Origin of the sequence: Thiomicrospira aerophila AL3, assembly GCF_000227665.2 — a bacterium.
Classification (GTDB): domain Bacteria; phylum Pseudomonadota; class Gammaproteobacteria; order Thiomicrospirales; family Thiomicrospiraceae; genus Thiomicrospira; species Thiomicrospira aerophila.
In genome coordinates this window covers 1251762-1268831 of record NZ_CP007030.1, presented here as the reverse complement: position 1 = coordinate 1268831, position 17070 = coordinate 1251762, and the positions used below count along the sequence as shown (strand labels likewise).

The window sequence follows — 17070 nt, the reverse complement described above, 5'->3', positions numbered from 1 at the left end:
ACGTCACTATGCATTTTGAAATTCCAGCATTTAGTCCCGCCATCCCTGAAATGGTGCTTCTGGCATTGGCCTCATTTATTTTGATTGCTGATACCGTGTGGTCCAAAAAACATCCGAATGCAACTTATTGGGCATCCCAGATTGCATTAGTTATTGTGGGTGTGCTTATTTTATTGAGCTTCACGACTGAAACACAGGTCACATTTAACGATAGCTTTATTCGCGATGCCTTTGGTGATGTGTTGAAATTGTTTATCGTCATTGTATCCATTGGTGTGTTTTTGTTTTCTCGTGACTACATGCGCATGAATAACTTTTATAAAGGTGAGTTTTTTACCCTGGGTTTATTCGCGATTTTAGGCATGTTCGTGATGGTGTCGTCTTACAACTTCATCACGCTTTTTGTAGGTTTAGAAATCATGTCGTTAGCGATGTATGCCATGATTGCTATGCAGCGTGACTCATCGGCCGCAACGGAAGCCGCGCTAAAGTATTTCGTGTTAGGTGCAATGGCAACGGGTTTGTTGCTCTATGGTTTATCCATGATCTACGGTGCAACAGGAACTTTAACTATTCCTGATGTGAAGGATGTGATTGCATCAGGTGAAGCTAATGCAACCGTGTTAGCCTTTGGTGTCGTATTTATTGTTATTGGTCTTGGCTTTAAGTTAGGTGCAGTTCCGTTTCATATGTGGGTGCCTGACGTTTACCAGGGCTCACCTACTGCGGTCACACTGTTTATTGCCTCAGCACCTAAGATTGCTGCTTTTGCTATAGTGTATCGCTTGCTAGTAGACGGATTACCAGGCCTGGTTGTCGATTGGCAGCAGTTATTGATTATTTTGTCTGTGTTATCAATGGTTATAGGTACGTTGATTGCGTTGATGCAAACCAACTTTAAACGCTTACTGGCTTATTCTGGTATTTCGCATATTGGCTTTTTACTTATGGGCTTTATTGCGGCCACTCCAGAAGGCTACTCAGCGGCTATGTTCTATGTTCTGGTGTATGCGATTAGCAGTGTGGCAGCGTTTGGTTTGATTATTGCTCTGGCCCGCACCGGCAACCAGTTTGAAGAAATTGTCGACTTTAAAGGATTGAATCAGCGTAATCCTTGGTTAGCAGCTATGATGTTGATTGTTATGTTCTCAATGGCAGGGATTCCACCTTTTATTGGTTTCTATGCGAAATTGGTGGTGCTTGAGGAAGTTATTTCTGCTGGCTTCTTATGGCTTGCGTTAGTCGGTGTGGTATCCGCTGTTATTGGTGCATTCTATTACCTAAAAGTCGTTAAAGTCATGTATTTTGATTCGAACGAGGACTCTAGTCCACTACCCGTGGCTGCTCGAGATGTAGCAGTTGGGGTAAGCGCCTATTCGGTTTCACTTTTATTGTTAGGTTTAATGCCTGCACTCTTAATGGGCGTGGCTTACAATAGCTTATTAGGCTAAGATGTATAGTAGAGTGAATAAAGGCGCCGAAGGCGCCTTTTTATTGGCAATAACGCTAAATTAGTAAGGGGCAGTTGCATGAGTTTAGAGCAGTCGGTATGGATTTTATTGTTTTTAGCCATTGTGATGGCCAATCTACCTTTTTTGTTTACCCAGCGCTTGTTTCTGTTGATTCCGCTTAAGCAGGAAAAAACCATACCCATCTATATTGTTGAATGGTTCGTGTTGTTTTTTGTGATGGGTGGCTTCGCATATATGATTGAATTTACCGCCATGGGCAATATCGCACCGCAGGAATGGGAGTTTTATGTCGTTAACCTGTTTTTGTTCATGATCTTTGCGTTCCCTGGTTTTATTTACCGTTTTAACTTCAAGATGTATCTGGACAAGCATCAAAAAGCAGCTCGTAAGCAAGCAGAGGGCCAATCTTAAATAAAAACGCAAATAGGGGTTGCAATATCTGCTTCATCCCCTATAATACGCACATCAATTAACGCGGGGTGGAGCAGTCTGGTAGCTCGTTGGGCTCATAACCCAAAGGTCGTAGGTTCAAATCCTGCCCCCGCTACCAATTTTCGATATTAATGTTGTGAAAGAGGTTGAAAATCAACTATCACGGCATTAAAATCAAACCATGCAGAAATGCAGTTCCCTAAGTTTTAGTTAACTTAGACTATCTGGAAACCCCAAGATTCCTGTCTTTCAAAAAAAGGTCTTGGGGTTTTTTATTTCTGTAAATTGGTTAATTAAGAATTGTCTAATTTGACAATCATTGTGCAATAGTAAATTATCCTAGTTTTTTTGTCTAGCCACAAATTTCGCTTCTCGCTGCTTTGCGGCCTATTCATTTCATAAATATTTCTTATGCTACCTATACCCACTGATGCAAAAATTTATGATCATAGTGTGCATAGCGTTTGACCATGTTAATATTTTGCCAGCCACCCAGTTCTTGGAGAACGTGTAGCGGGGTGCCTTTCTGCACATGCCACGTAGCCCAGGTATGACGTAGATCATGCCACCTAAAATCCTCTATGTTCACTTGCTGTAGTGCCTTCCTAAACGCTCGTCCATTGGCTCGTCTAACAGGTTTGTCCTTGTAGGTGAACACGCGTGTGGTATGTTTGCCTCGCTCTTTTATAAGGATTGACATGGCTTTCTCTGATAGGGGAACAGCAAACGATTTTTCACCCTTTAAAACATCATCCCCTTCAATGAAAATAACCCTGTTATGTAAATCTATCTGTCGCCATTCCAATAGGGTTACGTTAGATTCACGTAAACCAGTTTCAAGGGTAAATTGCATCATGGCGGCAAGATGATCTGGCAATACACTTACTAATCGACTGGCCTCTATCTTGGTGAGCCACCTAACCCTCAATCTTGGCTCTTTGAGTAACTTAATATGGGGTACATCACACAACACATCCCATTCAATGGCAGCGCGTCTTAACAAGGCTCTAATCTTCTGTAACGCTCGATTAATAGTTGTATTCGACACGCCATCGGCTTTTCTGCCTTCTATCAGGCGATTAATGTCTTGCCGGGTGATCTGATCGAGATACATCCCTTTGAAGTAGGGGGAGATCACCTTAAATAAATGAAGTTCACCGACTTCATCTTTGTTATTTGATTCAGACACAAACTTTTGAACGGCATCATCAAATAACATTCGGGGTTTATTGGCTCCTACAAGTTTTGCTAATTGAGAGGTTAAAAGGTCATTTACGTCATCATTAATAACTTGATTCATTTGTGCGGATTCCTATTATTTTATTTGTCATAAAGTGGAACCGCATTTTTAACTATAACGTATGAAATTTCAGTAAATTTATGTAGAAAAAATCACTCAACAATCTTCATATTTGTATTTCTTTCATCAAGCGTTAATCCTAGCTTTTCGCATGGCTTGGGGATTAATATGCCCTTTATTGAGCTTATATCTTTTGTTCGGCCTGTCTTTGACAAGATTTCATAGGTGAACATGTTTTCCCCTTTTGGGGTTTTCAGATTAATTTTTCGACTGGATTTTGTAACTGAACGCTGGGCTTGCGACCAACCCACACCGGTTTCAGTCTGAAATGTTCTAAAAATCTGAGGAGAAACTAAAAATAAACCTTCATTAACAAAGTGAGCCGGGCCACCCGCTATATTTAGCGGAATGGCACCTGTTTTAAGTCCTGCTTTAAGCCAACCGATAAACTGAGCGCCCGGATCCTCTAGGTCTGCAAAAGTAATTTGAGTATCTAAAACCTCATCATTGTATTTGTTGATGAAGTTTTTAGGCCCTTCGGTTATCTGATTTTTAACTTCATCAATTACGCTCTTGCGGTTGTTATGGTCAGCTTCTAGCCTTGATTGATCAGACTTAGGCTTGTTGTGTGAAACGCCACCAATATTATTTTTATCGTCGATTTCATCGTCTATCATCGCTGGCGACCAGTCATCCGTATCATCACCATCATCATTAAGATCGATACCTGCCAATTCATCAAAATTATTTTCAACTTGATTGGGTTCACCCACCAGCCCCATTACTTCGTCTAATTCTGCCAAATCAGCCAAATCCTCAATCAACGGCTCCGCTAAGCTTTCTGTAATAGTGCTATCCGGTGTAACTTGTTTTGGTTGTGCGGGTTGAGTTTGAACTGGCTTTTCTGGCAATACTTGATGATTCTGATCAGTCTTTGGATCACTAACGGTTTTCTGATTCTCACTGGAGGGCACTCCAGCTTGGGCAGGGCTGTTATTATCAGGGGCTTTAGTTGCTTGTATAACGTCGCCATCATCGTTAATCTGAACTACGCTAATGGTGTCATTAATGGCGGGGCGTTTTTCTGGCCAGGCCTTCATTACATGAATCTTTAAAACACTAAAATCTTGTTGCCAACTGCCTACATTAACCCGTACTCTGAAAGTTGCTTTATCACCATTTGATTCAACGATTTTAGATTGTTGTAACTCACCCATAAGCGTATTGTTTGAAGCCGGTACGGAGAGGCCTTGATCGCGCATTTTCTCTTTTACTTTATCCAACATGGGTTTTACGGTGAAATAAACATAGTCACCATCTACATAACCCATAGCGCCTTGTTTATTAATTCCGATGGCATTTTCTTCAAGTAGCTGCTGTAGCGATTTAAGTAACCGCTCAGGTAAGCTTAGGGCCTGCACAGGTCGCTTAATCGCATCATTCACATTGCCACCAAGGTTAGCGATTACACTGGCCTGATCAGCTTTTTGAACAATCTCAGCAATGATGGAGGCCTCGGTATAATTTGCAGTCAAATAGTTCACCAGTGCATACCAGGCCTCATCATCAGTCATAACCCAGTTAATGTGATCTTGGTTAAATATTTTATACAGCGCAAATGAGGCTAGTTTTTCATGAAACTTGTGTCGGCGACCGGCGTTGTAAACAACACGATACAGGGGGGGAGGCGGGGCGCTTGAAAGTAAATGCCAAACATCCCCTTGTTCACCATGAAATTCAACATCTGAAATTAGTTTACCGGCGTCGTGCAATAAAGCACTGACAAAGACAACAAACGTCCAAATGTCTTTACGATGTTCAATTTCTTCCGGTGGCACACCCGTTGGCAATATTTGGCCCCGTCGAAGTCTCAGTGCATTAACAACGACTTCTAAGGTATGTTCAAGCATTCCGCCATGGTCTGCATGATGATGTGATTCACTGGCCGGTGCCAGCTGCATAAAATTAATATAGGTTTTGAGAGGTGTAAGGTAGAGATAGTCAAAATGCTTGTCAGGGATGCCAGTTAAGACCTTAATTTCATCCAACTGATCATTGTACGAATGCAATAACCGCTCGACCGGCAGACGCTTTAAATAGCGACCATGATGTACCCCATTACTTTTAAGGAGTTTGGCGTCGTTATGCTTTAGCTTATTGATCAGGAAATTTAGCATATTTAGGCTTGCAAGCAATTGATCCAGTTATAAATATCATCAAAACTCTTGGCTGACTCATAATCAACATAAGCGGATATAGCAGAATGGGTGGATACAAACTCTTTGAAGCTCACTTTCATTGGATCCCACCTATCTTTTGTGTGCTTGTCGTAAACGACTACAGCAAAACAGCCTGACTCAAGTAAACGATGAGCGATTAAGGCTCTTACATCCCCTTGACCAATAAGATCTTCGCTGATTTTTATCGCTAATTCGTCAAAATTAAATTCGTCGCCAATACACGCCTGAGACCCCTCATAACGCTCCTTAAGCTGGTCAGTAATCAATAAAACAATAGATTCATTGATAGCTATTTTGCGCCCGGCCATATTTTGATAATCATTTTTCAGCGTTGACCATTCTTGATCAGTTGCCTGAGCAATGACTTTGAGTTCAAACGGTTTAATCGTAATGCGTTTTTTGTTAGCTAGGGTTTCAATACGTCTTAGAGCCGTATTGAGCTGATCATTACAAAGTTGCGAAATGACCGCATCAAAAAGCTTTAAACCATCGTCAATGTCCGATACAGACTGGTAATAAATTGTTGGCCCAAATTCATAGATTCCATCCAAAAACTTAATTACGCGATGGGTGGAAAAAGAAACCTGGACTAAATTGTGTGACATACCTTATCCCTAAGTGGTTCAAAATGACTTCGGGCAATTGTCGCAAAAGTGAAGGGGAGGGTGGGTAAAACAAAAAATAAAAAAGTTATTTTGAAATTTAAGGTAGGGAAAGCACCTCTTACGAGGTGCATTAATTGATTAGCGACGCGTTGGCCTATCAGCAAGTGAGCATGTCATCTCGCCGCGAAAAAAGTGACTTGATGAAACGGATTGACTAATCCCGCCTCTATCAAGCTGATGTGCTGTTGCCGCAATGCGAACACAATAACTGGGTAAGTTAGTTGTACCGCAAGCTTGAACATTCACACCATCAAATGTCGCCGTGCCAAAGCTGCTGTGATTGCCAGAGTAAAGATCAAATTCAACGCTTTCAGCACGACCAATATCGAAACCAAAAGGTTCAGCCTTACGCCATTTACCACCGATTCTAGCCTCGCCATTCAATGTGCATTGAACACGCTGGCCGTATGAATCCGCCGTTGAGCCAGTTAATGACTCGGGCATAACGGGGGTTGGTGCTGATTGCTGTCTTTGAAGTTCAGCATTGTATTGTGCATCAAGTTGAGCTTGACGCTCATAAGCGTATAACTTCATTTCATCTGACATAGCCGCCCAGTCATCATCTGATATATTAAGCGGTTTTTTTGATGTGGCCATGCAGCTAGATACGGATACCGCAAGCATGACTGCTGTAATCATTTTGATAGTTTTCATTTAGATTCCTTGGGTGAATTGTGACAAGTTTAACGATGAATCGAATCAATTAGTAGCCCAAACTTAGTGCTTTTGATAGGTGATTGCCAATTAAGTACACCTGTTCATCGGTATAACCGAGGTATTTGATTGAACAAACTTCAGTAAACTTGCCGTCATTGGATAGGTGGAGCAATGAAATAACCATACCCTCAGAGTTACCCTTCCTTACTAAAAAATGAAGGTTATAAGCAAACTTTTCGGGTAATACAGTGGTTTTAGGATCTGCTCGCCAATCAAGAATGCTACGATCCCAACTTAGCCACTCATACTCCAAGCCATTAAAGAGACAGCTTGTTAACTGCTCGCCAATTAATCTTGAAGTGTTGAAGTTGTTAATTTCGTGTGAAACAGATAATACAGCATGAACCTGGTCTTCAATTTCTTGAATCGTTGCATAGCGATCAAGCATCATGAATCCTGGTTTAGCTGGATTTTCTTTATAGAACACAGTTTGAATTTTCATAGGTGTATCTCCTGACAAAAAAGGGGATACACCAACCCCTATGAGGATGATGTATCCCCATGGGGTTAAAAATAGAATTGTAAGCATGACTGCACGATCCAGGGGATCGTTACCGGCTAACGCAGTCGAGGGCCGGTGATGGGTGCTTGCAATGCAAGCCTAAGTTCCACAACGTGGATCCTTACATCAAATGATTTTAATACTAAATCGCTTAATGTAAAGACCCACACCGAAGTGTGGGTTGTGATTAAGATTTAACCTCTAAAACCAATTAGGTTGTTAGCATTTTCGATTGTTAAAACATAGTTAGATCGAAATGAATCCAAAGCGTCTTCATCACTAATATCAATCTCACTTGCAGCACTTGATGCGGAGGTTAACCAGCCTTTTAGCCTACCAAACTCAACATTCAGTTTTGCAGCGAACTTTGATGACAGTCGAAGATGTAAGTTACCATTCTTAAACGCTCTTACTTCCAAAAGGTCATTCCAAATCCCCTGAGCATCCCTATATCTGATGGCATTTTTATTACCTGCATTCCAAAAAAAGCTTTTATGGTTTTCAAAGACCACAAAACCTAAGTTAGATGCAATGGTGCATAAGTCATCAATTAGGTTGGCTGCCCCTTGAGATAAGCCATTAAACCTTTCTTGTCCATAGCGAGAAGAGTCATTGCAAATCCCTCCAACTCGCTCTAACACGATCCTATAGTCTAGTTTAAAGTGCGTTAAGTCATCAGGCTTGCGATTATAACGCCAATCAAAATCTGCAAAGACACGTTGATTGGATTTATACGGAACAATGTTTGCCTTTTCAATCATCCTCTCATAAGTATCAACTAACTGAGAATCAAAATACTTATTAGCGTTCTTGAAGACCCAAGACAAAACCGCATAAATATTACCGTGATTAAAATCAACACTTGTATTACAAGTCAGTGTATCCAAAACCACTTTACGACTATCATGTGTAAGCTTGGATGTAATTTTGTCAAGCTTATCGAAAAGTTCACGCCAGTAGCGATCCTTCATCGACTCAATGCGTTGCTTTAGCGCCTCTTTGATTGATTCAATATTTACATCAAGCGTTCTCAAAATATCAGCATCAAGCTCACTGACGCTTTTATAATTTTGAAAAAGATGACTCATTTCTGATTCATACAAAGAAACTAGAACTTGAACCAGGTCATCACCTTTCACCAATTGATCTTTGATTTTAGATGACATGCTATCCCGCTCAGCTTGCTTTCGCTCATATTCAGCAATCTTACTTTTCGGCGCACTCAGGCCCGAAAATGATTCATTGAACCAAACATTAAACGGATCTGTTTCCATATCCATTGACCCATAATAATCATGACCCAATGAAATATAAATCACATCAACTTTAGCCCGAGCCTTGCGGTCTTCAGCATTATGGTAGTCAAAGCTACCAAGTATTTCATAACCCAACTTGCCCTTTTTAGTCGAGAAAGGTTTACGAATACCAAGCGCTTCATGAATTGATTGATCAAAAACCCATCTTTTAGGTAAAACCATAAAGAGGTGAGAAGCTCTTGCCTCCTTAATAATCTTAACTGCCCATTCAGAAAACTGGCTATAGGGTGGGTTAGAAAATATAACATTAACTTTTTTGTCGATTAAAGTTTGCTCATAAAAATCACAACCTACCAAAAACACATCTTCAGGAAGTGCGTCAATCAGTGGCTTAGACTTTTCGATGGCATACTTTTTAGCTGGTATAACCTTGTTATATCCATCAACTGAGGGATCCATACTACCTAAATCAGTTAATCGTGATAAAACCTTACCATTACCAGCGCCAATATCTAAAAGTGAATAGCGTTTCTCTTTAAGTTGCTTCAGCTTCAGATAAACGGCGTCGATCTGTTCATTCGTGGTTGGGTACCACTCATAATCCTCGTTAAAAAGCTTAACTTGCTCTAGTAAACTTGACATAGCATATCTCCTAATTTGAAAAACAAAAAAGGGGATACACCGAACCCCATGAGGATGATGTATCCCCATGGGGTTAAAATTGAATTGTAAGCAGTGACTGCACGATCCAAGGGATCGTTACCGGCTAACGCAGTCGAGGGCCGGTGATGGGTGCTTGCAATGCAAGCCTAAGTTCCACAACGTGGATCCTTACAACAAACGATTTTAATACCAAATCGCTTAATGTAAAGACCCACACCGAAGTGTGGGTTGTGGGTTTGAAGGCCTTAGTACATTATTTAACGCACTTTCTATCTGATTCATTATTAATGAATTTGTGTGGGTGAACCGGGTCTGGTTCAGAAAAAACTCGAACCCCTCTATGCTTAAACCGATCAAAAGCTTCTTTAATCTCATAGTAGTGGGTCATTCCAATCGGTCGCCCCGGCCAGGCTAGTCCTTCTTCGATCAACTCCATGTTTATATCTACTCCGTTTAAATAAACAACTCCCCTCGTTTCGGGATAGTAGGGCGGGTATTCCCTAACAGTTATACGCTTACCATCTATTCTATTTTTAAGGTATTCTTTAGCCTCTTTACCATACGCTTGATTACAAATATCAGGATAGTTATATGCGGGTGTCATGATATTCATTAAATGCAGCTCATAAGTTCTGACCTCACCTCTAACACGGATTAGGTCGCCTCTTATGACTTCAAGTACATCAACTTCCGATGTAGATGGGCCGTATCTGTTAGTAACTTCCCCTCCAAATGGCAGCTTTTGGGCGGCAACCAACTGTGAAGTAACAAGAAGCGGTACGATTAGAACTAAAAATCTAAATTTCATATTTATCTCCGTCGTTAAAAAGTCAAACCAGCCGGTTAAGCGGCTTGCGGTATGTGGCCCAGTGCCAGAGATCGGCTTCAGGGTCGGGTTCAATGTTTTGCAGCAACTGCACACTAGCACGCTCTTCTTTAGATGTCGGCAAATCCATAGCACGGCAATCACGCATAATAGTTGGCATATTTGAATCGATTAATTTAGCAATTTCAGAGCATGTTTTACCCTCATGCCATAGAGCTTTAACTTTCTCTCTGCGAATTGCTTGAATCATCAGCTTTTCGGACTTTTTCATTGCGTGAATCACTTTTTTTAGAGCACGATTAAGATGCCGTCGATTCTATCAGGCAGGGGATGACAAGCCAGAATTACAAGGTTAGAAAAAGTTTTTTTAAAATTTATGCGCCATGTCACTGGATTTAGTAAATTTGCATTGTCCCTATTATGAAACCACCATCACTTCACTAAGTCGAGTGGTATAGCGAGGTGAACACACCGCCCGGCGCATGGCCCATTGCTCTTTTTGCTTTAATATTTGTAAAACAAACTGCAAGGGCTTATTTTCAAGCTACAAAATTAGTTTGTAGTATTGGACATGAATAGAAGTGTTTAAATATTTATTCGATTTCTTAGAAAATTCATACTCAAAGCTAGGCCTGATTAATAGCTTGTTGAAGAATCTCTTTGATCTGAGCATTCTTAAATTGCGTTTCAAATCGAACCTCAAAACCTTGTTTTAATGAGCTGAAGAGTTCTTGAGCGTGCTTGATTTTTTGCTTCTCATCATCAAATAGGGCACGCTTTTCTTTGTCCTTGGTTTCAATAATGAGGTTAAGTTGCTTCTGACCACTCTCGTACTCAACTACATAAGCAAAGTCTGGCGAATAGGTACCGCCTCCAGCAACCGGTATGCGTATTGAGTTGCGTGGTATTTTGGTAAATACAGTAACTCCTGTAATCGACTTCTTAATGTTTTCCTGCTCAAGGGGCGCATCATAGAAAACTTCTTCAAAGAGGTATTGATCCGCAGGTTTTGATTCATCACAATGCACCCCCAAGTTATGAGCTGGGATGTTAGTCCGGGGCTTTCCATTTTCGTATGTAAAAACAGTAGGGTGGACTTTATTTGATACTTGTTGGTACCCAATATGGAACTTTGAAAAAGCATTATCCAGTAAGTATTTATGAAACTGCGCCTTTATTGTTCGGATAGTCTGATGACTCAAATAATCATTGATATTTAATCTATCTTTGACCGCGACAAATGCCTTGTGCAACGTTATCATGTTGACGCCAAGCAGTACGGCAAGCTCTTCAATAAACTGTCTGTAATGCAGTGTTACGATTGGCAGAATCTCATTATCAAGATCATCCTCTTCTTTTAAAGAAGCAAGCCCGTTGTCAAAGATCAATCGTTTGGTTTGTGACACACTACCGCGTGGCTTAAAGGACTCTTTATAGTCTATTAAGTAGGATTCAAAAATGGCCTGAAAATCCGATTCGCTATTAATTTTATATTCTAAGATTACGCGCTGATTAATTGCCTCCCATAACTTTTGGAGTTCGGTGTACTTACCAACACGAAGAGTTGCACTGGACTTGGTTTTCCCTTCAACGCGAACCTTGCCTTTTTTCAAGCCTCCAGCCGCTTCAAAGGCGCTTGGAAACTCAGCTTTGATAATGTCTAAACCGCCTTCCTTGAAGTTTCCTGAAAAATCAATTGCGCCAGCTTCACCCAATGTATTGCGAATGGTATCCACGGATTGTTCGGGATACTTTGCAATAATACTTTGCACAACTGTATCGGTGAGCTTGGTGAGTTTTTCAACCGGTGTTTGTCCTGATTTTTGATTGATTTCATTGACTAGCTGTTCTGCAAAGTCACGCTCTGAGAAATCCACGTAGTAGTACAGATCGAAAGCTTCATTTTTAACTCGGCTCATATACTCGTTTACTGGCAATCGTAATCCACGTCCAACCTCTTGTAGCTTCGATGTTTGTGAGCCACTAGAGCGTAATTTGCAAATCTGGAATACATTCGGGTTATCCCAGCCTTCACGCAGTGTCCATTTAGAGAAAATGAATCTTCTTTTGTTATCAAGGCTCAGAAGTGATTCTTTATCATGCAAGATCTCTGAGACTTCTTTTTCAATGGCTTCGTCTGTCTCGCTATTGTCTTGTGCAAAATAACCACCGTGACAAACCGACAGGTCTTGTATAGAGTCTTCCAGATATGTGCGATAAAAGGATGTTAAGCCATCTTCTTTGAGTATGTTTTCAATTTGCTGTTTGAGCAGGGCTTCAAATTTAGCTTTGAGATCACCGGTGATTTCGTGATTACCCCGGTACCCCTCAATGTCATCAATGAAAAACAGGGTTAGAGGCTTAATTTTTACATCACGAGAAAGTAGTGATTTTTCGATTTCAAAGTGACGCTTAACTGCTTTGGCAATCATTTTGTCTTGAATGGTTGATGAATAAGAGTAGGGGCTAATTTTTTGGTTGTTTTTAAGCTCCAATCCATTTGAAAGCAGCACCTTTTGAGTGTTAAGTTTCTCAATGTAGATACCATCCATTTCAGGATGGATTATTGAAAGGCTTTCTCCCTCAATCAACTTGAAAACCATCTTTTTAGTTCCGTTAAAATACTCAAATTTGGCCTCAGGGAACTCCTTGTTACTTGTTTGCCCCTTGTCCTTTCCAGACTTAATTTCTACTTCACGGATGGCTTTTGCGCCGTATGAGAGTAGCTTGATGTGCTCATCCGAACCGCCATCAAACATTTCAATGTCTGCAACAACACCTTTTACAAGATCTTGATTAAATGCATCAACCGCTGATAATTCATGGATAAGGTTTTCGTAACGATCATCAAAAGTAGCCCCAAAGCGCAAGGTGTATTGAGAACCAAACTTTAGGATGTTTTGCCAAGTTGCATTCTCTTGCTTAAATTTATGGGGTTCGTCGATAATTGTAATTGGATTGACAGATGCAATCGCATCAAAGAGATTATCGTAAGTGTCATTAATGCGAGTGTCGAACTTCTTGCTAAGGGTGTCCGAGTTAATCATTCCAGCATTAATAACCATGATGTGGATGGTATTATCCAGTGCAGGATTAGGGTGTTTTTTCGCTTCAACAAAGTCTATGATAGACTGAGGCATATAAGCTTTTTTGCTTCTGCTTCCGTTTTGACTCTCAACAACATGGATCTTTAGCTGTTTACCGTTGTAGCTTTCCATAAAGTGTCTTTTAGTGGCTTCTGAGCGAAGAAAACTTACGGTACCAGCTTTAATGGAGAGCGTGGGTACAACGACAATGAATTTGGTCATGCCAAAGGCTTTGTTGAGTTCAAATATAGCCTTGGTATAGGTATAAGTTTTACCCGTACCGGTTTCCATTGAAATATCGAGTACACGGCTCTTTTTGTTGATTACAGGGATAGAGTTTGGCTTGGTAATTTGATTTGTTTTCTGAATTTGTACCACGGTCATGCCAAATTCAACATCGCTATTGAAAGATGCGGATGGATTGCTTAACATGGTCATTGCAGGTTGAGGATTATTTTCAACCTTGGCCACTTTGCTAAAAACAGCCATGATTGATTGGACTGCATCAGTTTGATGAGCAAGGTCTTTTTCAAAGTTAAAACCGGTCATCTTAGTACCTCACCAAAACACTAACGGTTTTCTCTTTGCGATTTTGGTATTGGCGAACCGCCTCATTAATTTCTAACTGGTTTTTGCTGTCAAAGTTGTAACCAAATAAAACCACTTTCTCAACGTCGAAGTTTTTATCATCTCCATCCGTTTCATCTAACCTGGATAGAAACGCCTTTAAGGATTCGGTTCTAAAACCTTGGTGCATTAAATACAAAACTCTGTCGTGACGGTAGGCTATGTAGCCGGCTAAATCGGTTTCAATAAGTCGTTGAGTAAGGGGAATGCCATCATAAACTTTCCAGGTGCTTAGAAGGTGCTCAAGTTGATCGTCTGATAGCGCTGAGCCGTCGAACAGTTCACCCTGTTCTCCTTCAAGGGTTTCTATATTATCTAAATAACCCTCAAAAACCGGCAAGGTTTCAAAAATTTGAAAACCTAAATCCCCGTTGTAATCTGGATTTTCAGCACGAATTTTTTCAGCGGCTTTTTTAATACGTGCTTTGGTAATCTCAAAAATTGTATTAAACCCAGCTTTATGAGCATCTTTCTTGGAATCAGTTTTTTCATCAATTTGAATAATAATAAACTTACGGCTTCCGTTGTCTTCTGAATTTAAAGCTAAATTAGAATGAGCTGTGGTTCCCGAACCACCAAAAAAATCTAAAACTATATCGCCATGATCTGTAGCAAAAGAGATTAGTCTTTTTAATAACTCAACTGGTTTTGGATTTGTGAAAATTGTTTTAACATCAGGGAACAAATCTCTTAGCTCGGTAGCACCAACCCTTCCATCAAGAACAAATATACTTGAAAGTTTGTCTTTGAAATCCTTTGCGTATACTTTCAATTCAATAATTTTATTATGATCTTTACCAAATAAAACTCGGTCATTATCAAGAAGTTCTTTCATTGTTGATTCGGGGAACCGGTATCCCATCAAGGGTTCTTTACACGGCTTGCCTGTATCAGGGTGGATAACATCATAGCGATAACCATCTTTCCCTGGGTTATGTACACTTTGGCTTCCTGTGTAAACGCCTTCTTCATCAATATATTTGTACCTATCTAATTCACCAAGTTGAAATTTGTTTTCACGAAACCATTTTGTGTATGCCTTTTGAAGCTTATCTTGATCTTTATATTTCTTATTAAACTCATCACCAATTTGAATTAACAAATCTTTCACGTCAGAGAGAAACGATTTCCACACAGGTTTTACAGAGTCTTTAGATTTTGCATAAACAACAATATATTCATGTTCAGTTGCGATATTTGTTGGATTGTTATCCGTAACATTTTTCCAGCAAATCAGTCCTAAATAGTTTGCCTCACCAAACACTTCATCACAAATAACTCTTAACTGGGCTTGCTCATTGTTATCAATAGAAATAAAGATAACGCCATCATCTTTTAGAAGCTCACGGGCAATGTAAAGGCGAGGGTACATGAAAGTTAGCCATGCGCTATGGCTATTGGCCTTGCTCTGAGTAAACTCAAGAATACGTTTGGCTTCATTCTGCTCAATACCAGCCAGCTCTGCTAGTTGATCAGGTGTAAACTTACGGTCATCCTGATAAACAAAACCATCTGAACCAGTGTTGTAAGGTGGGTCGATGTAAATCATCTTAATGCATTCAGAATAAGCCCCTTTAAGGTGTTTCAACACCTCAAGGTTGTCACCTTTAATCAGCAGGTTTTCGCTATCCTGGTTTTCAGGTTTTTGGTTATGTTCTTTGTCTTCCGCCAGCAAGGTAAGTGGATTTTCATTTGCCAATAGGCGTGCATAAGATTTACCAAGCCAGCTCAGACCATAAGATTCCTTTGAAAAAGCTGTGCCACTACTGCTAATAATTTCATTCAGTTTTTCAGCAATAAAGTTGCCTTCCTTGTCAAAACATTGCGGAAAATGTTTTTTCAGCGTTGCAACTTGTTGGCTATTGATTGTGGTTTCAGAGTTGTCGGCAAGAATTTCAGGCTTAATTTGGTTCATAGGGTTTCTTTTTTATGGCAAGTGGATAGCTTAAATTGTCTTTAAAAGATAGTTTTTCACGATGATCTTCAAATGGTTATTCAAACAGCTAGGCATGAGCACCTTGAGCAACATGGTGTATTTTAGAGCACAATCAATTCGATTTCACATTAAAGCGCAACATTGCATAATTGAGAAAATAATTCCGGTATAAATTATTGAGTGTTAACGACTCTTATCCACAAGGAAAGACCTTGAGCTCATGGGCTTGGTGGTGTTTTCTTAATACTACATGTAGGGTGTTGGTGTGGATAAGTGTTGATATATTGTGTTTGCTTCTATTGGGTATTATGAGTATATTTGAACTCAGTCCGATAAATCTACGGTGTAAAAATGAGTACCAATTTAGATATTAAACCATTCCAGATTTTGTCACTAAGCGGAGGCGGTGTAAAAGGGCTTTACTCTGCAAAAGTTTTAGCAGAGATAGAAAAGCATAAGCAGACAAAAATAACTGAACATTTTGACCTTATTTGCGGTACATCTATCGGTGGAATCTTGGCCTTGGCTCTTGCTTATGGTAAGAGTCCGTCGGATTTATCCGATCTTCTTGAGAAGAATGCGCAAAAAATCTTCCCAAAGATACGGTGTAAAAATTTTTGGCGATTTTTTGGCCCTCTTTATTCCCAGGCTCCGCTAAGAGGTGTGTTGACAGATATTTTTGGTGATGGAAAGATTAAGGATCTCAAAACACCGGTTTTAATCCCAACCGTCAATGCTTCTACGGGCCAGCCCAAGTTGTTTAAAAACAAATACCATTCAGACTACACATTTGACCAAGATGTGAGCCTTGTAGATGTTGCACTTGCAACAAGCGCTGCTCCAACATACTTTCCAATTCATTCCTTCGACTCAAAGAAGTTCATTGATGGTGGGCTGGTGGCAAACTCTCCAGCGTTACTTGGGCTGCACGAAGCTGTTAATAAGCTTGGTATTGATAAATCAAACATTAGAATTCTTTCCGTGGGAACTATGAGCTCTCGCTTCACCCTGCGATCAGGATTGAACAATAATTCGGGTTACGGGAAGGGGTGGAGTTTTGGTAAAAAACTTTTTGATTTAACGATTTCTGCAAACGAGCAAATGCACAGCTTTATGGTTCAGCACGCCCTTGAGAATGGGAAGCTAGGCTCTAAAACACACTATTTAAGCATTGATGCGGCTCCAACTATGCAGCAAGGCTTGGATTTAGATTTGGACAATTCATCAAAGGCCTCTCTTGAGACATTAAAAGCCAATGCTACCCAATCTGCTTCAGATGTTTCTGGTAGTGAATTGTTAGCAACAATGTTGTCACACCAAGCCGATCGCTCAATTTTAATCAACTAGG

Annotated in this window: 14 protein-coding genes and 1 tRNA gene; 4 read left to right on the top strand and 11 right to left on the bottom strand. The window is 40.3% G+C overall.

Features of this window, described 5'->3' with window-relative positions; genetic code table 11:
• Positions 1-8 precede the first annotated feature (8 nt).
• The 3 genes from nuoN to THIAE_RS06150 all read left to right on the top strand — a co-directional run bounded on the left by nuoN (position 9) and on the right by THIAE_RS06150 (position 2022).
• A complete protein-coding gene (gene nuoN, locus THIAE_RS06160; protein WP_006459413.1) occupies positions 9-1451 on the top strand; it encodes an NADH-quinone oxidoreductase subunit NuoN in 1443 nt (480 codons plus the stop codon).
• A 78-nt stretch (positions 1452-1529) separates the two neighbouring features.
• A complete protein-coding gene (locus tag THIAE_RS06155; RefSeq protein WP_006459412.1) occupies positions 1530-1883 on the top strand; it encodes a DUF2818 family protein in 354 nt (117 codons plus the stop codon).
• A gap of 62 nt (positions 1884-1945) precedes the next feature.
• A tRNA-Met gene (locus THIAE_RS06150) sits at positions 1946-2022 on the top strand.
• A gap of 300 nt (positions 2023-2322) precedes the next feature.
• Here THIAE_RS06150 and THIAE_RS06145 read toward each other — a convergent pair.
• The 11 genes from THIAE_RS06145 to THIAE_RS06100 all read right to left on the bottom strand — a co-directional run bounded on the left by THIAE_RS06145 (position 2323) and on the right by THIAE_RS06100 (position 15701).
• Complete coding sequence (locus tag THIAE_RS06145) at positions 2323-3123, bottom strand: tyrosine-type recombinase/integrase (protein ID WP_157868705.1); 801 nt, start codon at positions 3121-3123, stop codon at positions 2323-2325.
• A gap of 173 nt (positions 3124-3296) precedes the next feature.
• Positions 3297-5381 (bottom strand): MobH family relaxase, encoded by a 2085-nt coding sequence (mobH, locus tag THIAE_RS06140; RefSeq protein WP_006459410.1) that lies wholly within the window; start codon positions 5379-5381, stop codon positions 3297-3299.
• A gap of 2 nt (positions 5382-5383) precedes the next feature.
• Positions 5384-6049 (bottom strand): hypothetical protein, encoded by a 666-nt coding sequence (locus THIAE_RS06135; protein WP_006459409.1) that lies wholly within the window; start codon positions 6047-6049, stop codon positions 5384-5386.
• A gap of 138 nt (positions 6050-6187) precedes the next feature.
• Positions 6188-6763 carry a hypothetical protein gene (locus THIAE_RS06130; RefSeq protein ID WP_006459408.1) on the bottom strand — a complete coding sequence of 192 codons (576 nt, stop codon included), beginning with the start codon at positions 6761-6763 and terminating at the stop codon, positions 6188-6190.
• 49 nt (positions 6764-6812) lie between these two features.
• On the bottom strand, positions 6813-7268 hold the full coding sequence (locus THIAE_RS06125) for a hypothetical protein (protein ID WP_006459407.1): 456 nt from the start codon (positions 7266-7268) through the stop codon (positions 6813-6815).
• 254 nt (positions 7269-7522) lie between these two features.
• Positions 7523-9226 (bottom strand): class I SAM-dependent methyltransferase, encoded by a 1704-nt coding sequence (locus THIAE_RS06120; protein ID WP_006459406.1) that lies wholly within the window; start codon positions 9224-9226, stop codon positions 7523-7525.
• A 274-nt stretch (positions 9227-9500) separates the two neighbouring features.
• Positions 9501-10055, bottom strand: a complete 555-nt coding sequence (locus THIAE_RS06115) for a thermonuclease family protein (protein WP_006459405.1) — start codon at positions 10053-10055, stop codon at positions 9501-9503.
• 22 nt (positions 10056-10077) lie between these two features.
• Positions 10078-10344, bottom strand: a complete 267-nt coding sequence (locus THIAE_RS06110; RefSeq protein WP_006459404.1) for a hypothetical protein — start codon at positions 10342-10344, stop codon at positions 10078-10080.
• Between the two features lie 147 nt (positions 10345-10491).
• Positions 10492-10602, bottom strand: a complete 111-nt coding sequence (locus tag THIAE_RS11010) for a DUF4113 domain-containing protein (RefSeq protein ID WP_084332767.1) — start codon at positions 10600-10602, stop codon at positions 10492-10494.
• Between the two features lie 97 nt (positions 10603-10699).
• Positions 10700-13708 carry a type III restriction-modification system endonuclease gene (locus THIAE_RS06105; protein WP_006459403.1) on the bottom strand — a complete coding sequence of 1003 codons (3009 nt, stop codon included), beginning with the start codon at positions 13706-13708 and terminating at the stop codon, positions 10700-10702.
• Between the two features lies 1 nt (position 13709).
• Entirely contained in the window at positions 13710-15701 is a 1992-nt protein-coding gene (locus tag THIAE_RS06100; RefSeq protein WP_006459402.1) for a site-specific DNA-methyltransferase, read from the bottom strand.
• A 372-nt stretch (positions 15702-16073) separates the two neighbouring features.
• Here THIAE_RS06100 and THIAE_RS06095 point away from each other — a divergent pair, with 372 nt between their 5' ends.
• On the top strand, positions 16074-17069 hold the full coding sequence (locus tag THIAE_RS06095; RefSeq protein ID WP_006459401.1) for a CBASS cGAMP-activated phospholipase: 996 nt from the start codon (positions 16074-16076) through the stop codon (positions 17067-17069).
• Position 17070: the final 1 nt, after the last annotated feature.

Bases quoted from the DNA above. Each gene is read 5' to 3' on its own strand.
- nuoN (WP_006459413.1), top strand. From the start codon at position 9: ATGCATTTTGAAATTCCAGCATTTAGTCCCGCCATCCCTGAAATGGTG.
- THIAE_RS06155 (WP_006459412.1), top strand. From the start codon at position 1,530: ATGAGTTTAGAGCAGTCGGTATGGATTTTATTGTTTTTAGCCATTGTG.
- THIAE_RS06145 (WP_157868705.1), bottom strand. From the start codon at position 3,123: ATGTTATTTGATGATGCCGTTCAAAAGTTTGTGTCTGAATCAAATAAC.
- mobH (WP_006459410.1), bottom strand. From the start codon at position 5,381: ATGCTAAATTTCCTGATCAATAAGCTAAAGCATAACGACGCCAAACTC.
- THIAE_RS06135 (WP_006459409.1), bottom strand. From the start codon at position 6,049: ATGTCACACAATTTAGTCCAGGTTTCTTTTTCCACCCATCGCGTAATT.
- THIAE_RS06130 (WP_006459408.1), bottom strand. From the start codon at position 6,763: ATGAAAACTATCAAAATGATTACAGCAGTCATGCTTGCGGTATCCGTA.
- THIAE_RS06125 (WP_006459407.1), bottom strand. From the start codon at position 7,268: ATGAAAATTCAAACTGTGTTCTATAAAGAAAATCCAGCTAAACCAGGA.
- THIAE_RS06120 (WP_006459406.1), bottom strand. From the start codon at position 9,226: ATGTCAAGTTTACTAGAGCAAGTTAAGCTTTTTAACGAGGATTATGAG.
- THIAE_RS06115 (WP_006459405.1), bottom strand. From the start codon at position 10,055: ATGAAATTTAGATTTTTAGTTCTAATCGTACCGCTTCTTGTTACTTCA.
- THIAE_RS06110 (WP_006459404.1), bottom strand. From the start codon at position 10,344: ATGAAAAAGTCCGAAAAGCTGATGATTCAAGCAATTCGCAGAGAGAAA.
- THIAE_RS06105 (WP_006459403.1), bottom strand. From the start codon at position 13,708: ATGACCGGTTTTAACTTTGAAAAAGACCTTGCTCATCAAACTGATGCA.
- THIAE_RS06100 (WP_006459402.1), bottom strand. From the start codon at position 15,701: ATGAACCAAATTAAGCCTGAAATTCTTGCCGACAACTCTGAAACCACA.
- THIAE_RS06095 (WP_006459401.1), top strand. From the start codon at position 16,074: ATGAGTACCAATTTAGATATTAAACCATTCCAGATTTTGTCACTAAGC.